The organism is Maritalea sp. (genome assembly GCF_051251695.1).
GTDB lineage: Bacteria > Pseudomonadota > Alphaproteobacteria > Rhizobiales > Devosiaceae > Maritalea.
Window position 1 is genome coordinate 1 of sequence record NZ_JBPOEU010000056.1, and the last position, 7,451, is coordinate 7,451.

6 protein-coding genes are annotated in these 7,451 nt (G+C 48.1%); all 6 read left to right on the forward strand.

Annotation, left to right across the window (positions count from 1 at the left end; translation table 11 throughout):
* Nucleotides 1–528 precede the first annotated feature (528 nt).
* Nucleotides 529–1,815, forward strand: coding sequence for an ABC transporter substrate-binding protein (locus ACSHWX_RS17515; protein WP_435669500.1), 1,287 nt, complete (start codon nt 529–531; stop codon nt 1,813–1,815).
* Between the two features lie 143 nt (nt 1,816–1,958).
* A complete protein-coding gene (locus tag ACSHWX_RS17520) occupies nt 1,959–2,900 on the forward strand; it encodes a carbohydrate ABC transporter permease (RefSeq protein ID WP_435669501.1) in 942 nt (313 codons plus the stop codon).
* 11 nt (nt 2,901–2,911) lie between these two features.
* A complete protein-coding gene (locus tag ACSHWX_RS17525) occupies nt 2,912–3,748 on the forward strand; it encodes a carbohydrate ABC transporter permease (protein ID WP_435669502.1) in 837 nt (278 codons plus the stop codon).
* Nucleotides 3,749–3,827: 79 nt separating this feature from the next.
* Entirely contained in the window at nt 3,828–4,724 is an 897-nt protein-coding gene (locus ACSHWX_RS17530; RefSeq protein WP_435669503.1) for a helix-turn-helix domain-containing protein, read from the forward strand.
* Nucleotides 4,721–6,154, forward strand: coding sequence for a mannitol dehydrogenase family protein (locus ACSHWX_RS17535; protein WP_435669504.1), 1,434 nt, complete (start codon nt 4,721–4,723; stop codon nt 6,152–6,154). The genes ACSHWX_RS17530 and ACSHWX_RS17535 overlap by 4 nt, the downstream gene beginning before the upstream one ends.
* A complete protein-coding gene (locus ACSHWX_RS17540) occupies nt 6,142–7,197 on the forward strand; it encodes an ABC transporter ATP-binding protein (protein WP_435669505.1) in 1,056 nt (351 codons plus the stop codon). Before ACSHWX_RS17535 ends, ACSHWX_RS17540 begins: the two co-directional genes overlap by 13 nt.
* Nucleotides 7,198–7,451: the final 254 nt, after the last annotated feature.

Below are 7,451 nucleotides of genomic sequence, written 5' to 3' on the forward strand. Positions count from 1 at the left end.
CCACGCAAAACGCTCAAATACGAAACACCGGCAGAGCGTTTTAAAGTATGTGTTGCATCGATCAGTTGAACCCACCGGGTAAAGCGACCAAACTCAGAAATTGTATAATTTCCGAAATGGGCGGAAAGCAGCCGTTGAAGGAACGAATTGGCCGTAGTGCCGAGCCAGAGTCGCATCCTGATCCAGACTCAATTTGCACTTCTAACACTCTGTGATGGGTTTCTAGAAAAAACGAACCTCGGCTAACCGCTCAAATTTGACAGGGCGATGGCAACGGTTCCGATTTCGGTTCGGTTCGGTTCCACATGCTAGGGAATTGCATTCCCCTATATTTCTACTCATCGCTTACGCCATGTACCAGCATGCCGCCTGAACCAAGATTGTACAAAATCGCCATAATTTTTGTCAAATTGCTTCATTCTTCTCAAAAAAGTACAATTATCATATAGAAATCTATTAGACGACAGTGCATTTTTAATCTGATGATTGGCCCCAGGTGCATGATGCGCTCGCTTTAGGGAGGAAATAATGACTTTACTACACAAATCCGCGTTGGGACTTGCACTTGCTGCTTCCACCGCCTTTTCTGCCTCGGCAGCAGAACTTACAATTGCGATTGTGAACAACGGTCACATGATCAATATGCAAAAAGTTGCTGAAGCATATACAAAAGATACTGGCGTCGAACTCAAGTGGGTTTCGCTCGAAGAAGGTGTGCTCCGTGAGCAGGTGACATCGGATACTGCCACTGGCGGTGGTCAGTACGATATTATCAACATCGGCATGCAAGAGGCCCCTATTTGGGGAGCTGCTGGATGGATCGAGCCGCTAACTTTCGGCGCTGCATATGACATCGATGATATGTTGCCTGCAATGCGCAACGGCTTGTCGCATGAAGGAACGCTTTACGCTGCACCGTTCTACGGCGAATCTTCAATGGTCATGTACCGTAAAGACCTAACCGACGCTGCTGGCGTTACAATCGCGGACAACGACAGTTGGGACAACATCAAAGCAGCAGCTGCCGCGATGCATAACCCAGATGCCGGCGTATATGGCGCTTGTTTGCGCGGGAAACCTGGCTGGGGCGACAACATGGCGTTCGTCACCACCATGGTGAATTCCTTCGGTGGCGCTTGGTTCGATAAAGACAGCCGCCCAACGATCGACTCTGACGAATGGCGCGATGCAATCAACTTCTATGTTGATTTGCTCGGAAACTACGGCCCTCCTGGATCAGAAGGCAATTCATTCAACGAAATCCTTGCGCTTTATAACGAAGGCAAGTGTGGCATGTGGATTGACGCGACAATCGCGGCGTCATTCTTGAAAGTCGAAGGCGTTGCTTATGCGCAATCACCAAACGCAGGCAACCCGGTCGGTGCTAACTGGCTTTGGGCTTGGGCAATGGCAGTTCCTGCTGGCTCACCAAACGCGGAAGAAGCTCAAAAATTCATCGAGTGGGCGACTTCTAAAGACTACATCAAAGCTGTAGCGGACCACCCAGACTTTGGCTGGGGATCTGTACCAACAGGCACTCGTGCTTCGACTTACGCATATCCTGAGTTTCAGGCAGTTGCGGACTTCGCCTCTGCTGAAATGGCAGCCATCGAATCTGCAGCTCCTGCAGCGACCGACTTGAAGCCTTACATAGGTGTACAGTTTGCCGCAATCCCTGAGTTCCCAGAAGTTGGCAGTGCAGTTGCTCAAGAAATAGCAGCAGCTCTATCAGGCGCTAAGTCGGTTGATGATGCTCTCAAAGCGTCGCAAGCAGCAGCCGATGCGATTATGCGTGAAGCAGGCTATTACGAATAGTCAGGCCAAACCAAACTGGGGCCCCAAATGCATAATCGGGGCCCCAATTCTTATATTACTCGGCAAGTTGAATAGATACTGTGACCTCAATTCAAAGTATCTTTGCCACATTGAAGTCATTCGCAGAGCAAGGTTTATATACAATGTCCAAAAGAACGCTACCTCGCTTACTTCAAACACCAGCAGTGGTGCTCTTGTTGATTTGGATGTTGATCCCGCTGTCAATGACCTTGTATTTCTCGTTTATTCGCTACGTTTTGAACAATTTGCGTCGCCCGGAGTGGACGACCCCGAATCTTAGCAATTGGCGCGGTTTTGGAAACTACGAGTACGTTTTATTTTCTGCTAAAGACTTTTGGTTTGCTGTGCAAAACAGTGTCTTCATAGTCAGCAGTGTTATCGTTGTGACAGTCGTTCTGGGGCTTGCTATTGCAGTGCTGATCAATAGGTCTTTTCCAGGCCAAGGCATTGTCCGCGTTTTACTGATTTCCCCATTTTTCGTTATGCCTGCGGTCAATGGAGTATTGTGGATCAACATGATCCTTGATCCCGTTTTGGGCCTTAACGGGCTGGCTGTTAACAGCATAAATGATGTGGTGGCCGGCCTGCGGGACTTTCCACTGCTTGGCTGGTTTTTCTCAGCATGGCCCGTTTTCGAACCCATGTCCTTCCGCGCAACCCAAACCTCTGCTTACGCTGTGATTGTTATGGTTGCATGGCAGTGGACGCCATTTGCTGTTTTGATTTTCATGACCTCGTTGCAATCCGAAGATCAGCAGCAAAAAGAAGCCGCAATTTTGGACGGCGCAAATGCTTGGTCGCAGTTTAGAAACTTGACAATTCCGCACTTGGCTCGACCAATCGCAATTGTGGTGATGATCCAATCAATATTCCATCTCTCGCTTTATGCCGAGATCGAAATCGTTAGCCGTGGCAACGGCAACAAAAACTTGCCGTATCTGATTGGCGAGTTCACGTCCAATAACATTGGTGCTGCAAGTGCAGCTGGTATTTTTGCCGTCATATTAGCCAACATCATAGCAATCTTCTTGTTGCGGATGGTCGGCAAGAGCTTGATGGATTGAGGGAATAAATCATGGCAATCGTCGCGCATAAATCAAAACTTGGTGAAATCTTCTGGCCACTGTTGGCTTGGGTTATTGCACTGATCTTCTTTTTTCCAATTTTTTGGATGGTATTTACGAGCTTTAAAACTGACGCTGATGCGGTGAAGCCAGAGAACCTATTTGTCTTCAAACCGACGCTAGATAACTATCTCAATATGACTGATAACTACGATTATTGGCGCTTCGCGACTAATTCGGTGATCACCTCAGTTTTTGCGACCAGTTTTGCCCTGTTTGTTGGCGTCCCCGCAGCTTATGCTATGGCTTTCAACCCTAGTCGGCACACCAAAGATATTCTCGTTTGGATGCTATCTACCAAAATGCTACCAGCAGCCGCAGTTCTCTACCCGATGACATTTTTGACAAAAAACTTCCTTCAGATTTACGACACGCACTTCTTGGTCATCTTGGTGCTTTGTCTCATCAATCTACCGATTGTGGTGTGGATGCTTTTCACTTACTTCAAGGAAATCCCGAAAGAGATCATTGAAGCGGGTAAAATGGATGGCGTTAGCACTTGGGGAGAAATCAAAGACATCCTGATCCCACTAGCTTGGGGCGGCGTCGCCTCAACAGCTTTGTTGTGTTTCATATTTTGTTGGAACGAAGCCTATTGGACCGTTCGGCTAACCACAACGGAAGCAGCAACTCTCTCAACTCTGATCGAAGGTAACCGGGCACCTGAAGGGCTGTTCTTTGGACGCTTGTCCGCAGTTTCCACAGCAGCTGTTGCACCAATCGTCATATTGGGATGGTTCTGTCAAAAACAGCTTGTTCAGGGTTTGACATTTGGAGCAGTGAAATGAGTTCCAATCAAACCATATATCCTCGAAGCGTCATCGTGCAGCCAAACGACAATACCGCTGGCTCTGGGTTAGTCTCATTATGTCGATAATCCAGGCTGAAGTTGAGTATGTTGATCGCGCTACCGAAACCATCCGGTATCTAGAACACGGCTGGCCCACGGACCTGTGCCGGTGGCACAGTCACGCTGAATATGAACTTCATATCGTAACCGAAACACGCGGCAAGGCGTTTGTCGGCGACTATATTGGCGAATTTTCGCCCGGTGCATTGTTCATGACAGGCCCACACCTGCCGCACAACTGGATCACGGACGAGTTGGACAACCCCCAGCCGGTAAAAATCCGCGACATGCTTATTCAATTCAGCCAAGAAAGCATTGACGGCTTAGCTTTAGCTTTTCCTGAATTTAGAGAAATGGAAGCCATGTTTGAGTTGGCCAAGTCCGGCATAGAGTTCACCGGCTTTAATCCGACATTTGCACGTGGACACTTTGAGCGTATTCGAAATACACGAGGTGCTGAGCGCATTGTGGCATTCCTGCGCTTTTTGGTTCGCGTGAATGAACATGCGGAGAAGAAACCATTGTCAGTAGCCGGCATAATTCAGCCTGAAGGTAGTTCAAAGCAAGCTCGAATTGCTGAAGTCGTGGATCATATTACGGGAAACTTCTCAGAAGAAATTTCGGTCGAAATCGCCGCCAATATGGCAGCTATGAGTCCGCCTGCATTTTCTCGAAACTTCCAGCGTATTACCGGCAATAAATTCGTAGAATTCGTGAACCGCGTGCGCATCAGCCAAGCGTGTTTCATGCTTTACTCGACTGACGATCAAATCTCAGCGATCTGTTTTGAAGTTGGCTTCCAAAACCTTGCAAATTTCAATCGTCACTTCCTGAAAATGAAGGGCATGACGCCTAAGGAGTTTCGAGAGACAGCGTTGCGTGAGCTTGCCCCAAAAGACGAGGTAAAAGCATGAGCTTGAACCAAAGCAACCCCGACATCACTCAGCCGTTGGCAACAACCTATGACCAAGCACAATGTGCCATCGGCGTCGTTCATGTTGGTTATGGAGCTTTTCATCGCGCTCACCAGGCTGTTTACATCGATGATTACATGCAGAGGAGCGGCGACCTCCGTTGGGGGATAGCTGCCGTAAATCTTCGTCCTTCAGAAACGTTAGCTTTTCAGTCAGCCCAAGCCGAAAAAGATGGATATCTGCTCAAAACAACCAACTCTGAAGGTCAACGAGAATTCAGGCTGGTCCGCCCACATTGTGCATTTGCTGACTGGTCAAGCCAGCCAGAAGATGCGGAGGCATTGATCAGCCAACGCAATGTTCATGTCGTCACAATTACAGTGACTGAAAGTGGATATTACCTGAAAGATGATTGGTCCTTGAATTTGCATCACCCCGTAATCTTGGCAGAGCTCACTGGCAAGGCGTCGGTCTCCGTATATGCATTTCTATACCAATCATTGCAGCGTCGCCTCGCAGAGAATGGACAACCGCTGAACATATTGTGTTGCGATAATATCCGTTCCAATGGACGCATGCTACAAGCCAACTTCCTTAATTATCTCGAACATTTAGGTGAGATCAATCTCAGGAACTGGGTTGCTGATAATGTCGCTTTTCCATGTTCAATGGTCGACCGCATCACTCCTCGTTCTTCGGATAATTTGAGAAAAGAGATTGCCGATCTTTTTCCTCACAAGCAAAACAACGCAATCCAAGCAGAGAGCTTTAAGCAGTGGGTGCTTGAGGACAGTTTCAAAGCCCCAATGCCGAACCTTACACTATCGGGTGTTGAAATTGTTTCTGATGTGGATCCGTATGAAGAGGCAAAAATCCGCATCCTGAACGGCGGACACACAGCACTTTGTTACCTTGGTGTTTTGGCAGGACACACCACGTTTGATCAAGCATTTAAGGACCCGAAATTGCGTGCGGTTTTTGATGGTTTCGAAATTGGCGAAGTTCTGCCCGGGTTGGATATGGAATTGCCGTTTGATAAGCGTGCATATTTGGCAGAAATTGCTGCTCGGTTTTCCAACGAAGTAATTGCCGACCAACTGGAACGTATCTGCATGGATGGCTATTCGAAAATGCCCATATACATTCTCCCCAGTATAACAGCTTGTTTTCAACAGAACATAGTTCCCCGGCACGCAATTCATTGCATCGCGAGTTGGTATGTCTACGCTCGACGCTATGCGAATGGCGAAATACCAATACACTATCATGAACCATATTGGGACCAACTCAATCCATTGCTCGCCAAAGGCGCCGAAGAAAGCTTTGCGCGCACAAAAGAACTTTGGGCGAATGTACCAGATGATTATCCCCAATTTGTAACCGAACTTGTTGCAGCAATTCAAGAAATGGAATTGAAATGGCCGGCTTAACGATTAGAAATGTAATCAAAAAATACGGAAACACTCAGGTCATGCATGGTGTCGACTTAGACATTGAAGATGGCGAGTTCATCGTATTTGTTGGCCCTTCAGGCTGCGGAAAATCAACATTGTTGCGCATGATCGCTGGGCTAGAGGACTTATCGGGCGGCGAAATCTCCATTGGCGACCGTGTGGTAAACGAAGTACCTCCGTCTAAACGCGGTGTCGCGATGGTGTTTCAGACCTACGCGCTTTATCCGCATATGACGGTGTTTAACAATATGGCCTTTGGCCTAAAGCAGGTCAAAACGCCTCCGGCTGAAATTGATCGTCGTGTAAACGAAGCCGCCAAGATACTCGAAATTGAGGACTATTTGGATCGAACGCCTCGGGCTCTATCTGGCGGGCAACGCCAGCGTGTTGCCATCGGGCGCGCCATTGTCCGCGAACCCGAAGTTTTCCTTTTTGATGAACCGCTTTCTAATCTGGATGCGGCACTGCGCGGTCAAACTCGGCTAGAAATTGCGCGTCTACACGAGCGTCTTGGGTCGACAATGATCTATGTGACCCACGATCAAGTTGAAGCCATGACACTTGCCGACAAAATTGTTGTGCTACGCGGAGGGCGTGTTGAACAAGTGGGCCGACCAATGGACCTTTATGAAAAACCACAAAATCTATTTGTGGCGAGTTTCATCGGTAGCCCCTCAATGAACTTTTTTGAAGCAGAAATGTCAGAAAACGGTGTTTCAATTGGAGGGGCAAATCCAGTCTCAACAAGCAAGCTCGACAAGGCCGCTGTAACGGTTGGCGTTCGACCCGAACACCTCATTTTGTGCCCACAGGCGGAAGCTGCCCTCTCTGGCAAAATTGATGTAGTTGAACAATTGGGCGACCACGTTCTTCTTCACATGGCGACAAATGATGGTCTCGAATTCGTCGCAAAAATGGAGAAAGCCCCGACATTATCAAGAGGAGAAGTTCTCCACTTCAAAGCCAAGGAAGATACCATACATCTCTTTGATAAAAGTTCCGGCATTAGGTTGGACTAGAAGGCGTTGAATTCGAAGTGTATCGCAAAAGTCGAAGTCATACTTGCATTGTACCCTATGATTCCTGGTCGAGATCTAAAGACGACGGTCAACCATATCGTTTACGCGGAGCCCCGAACACAGTTCTAGGTCTGTCAATGACGGGACGCCCAGTTTCGAAAGCACGAAGCTCCGACATCATTTTGCAGCGAAGGTCGGCTAATGGGATGTACCGGCTGCTTCCCCCGATGGGTTAACCTGTGAGGGTTACCTCA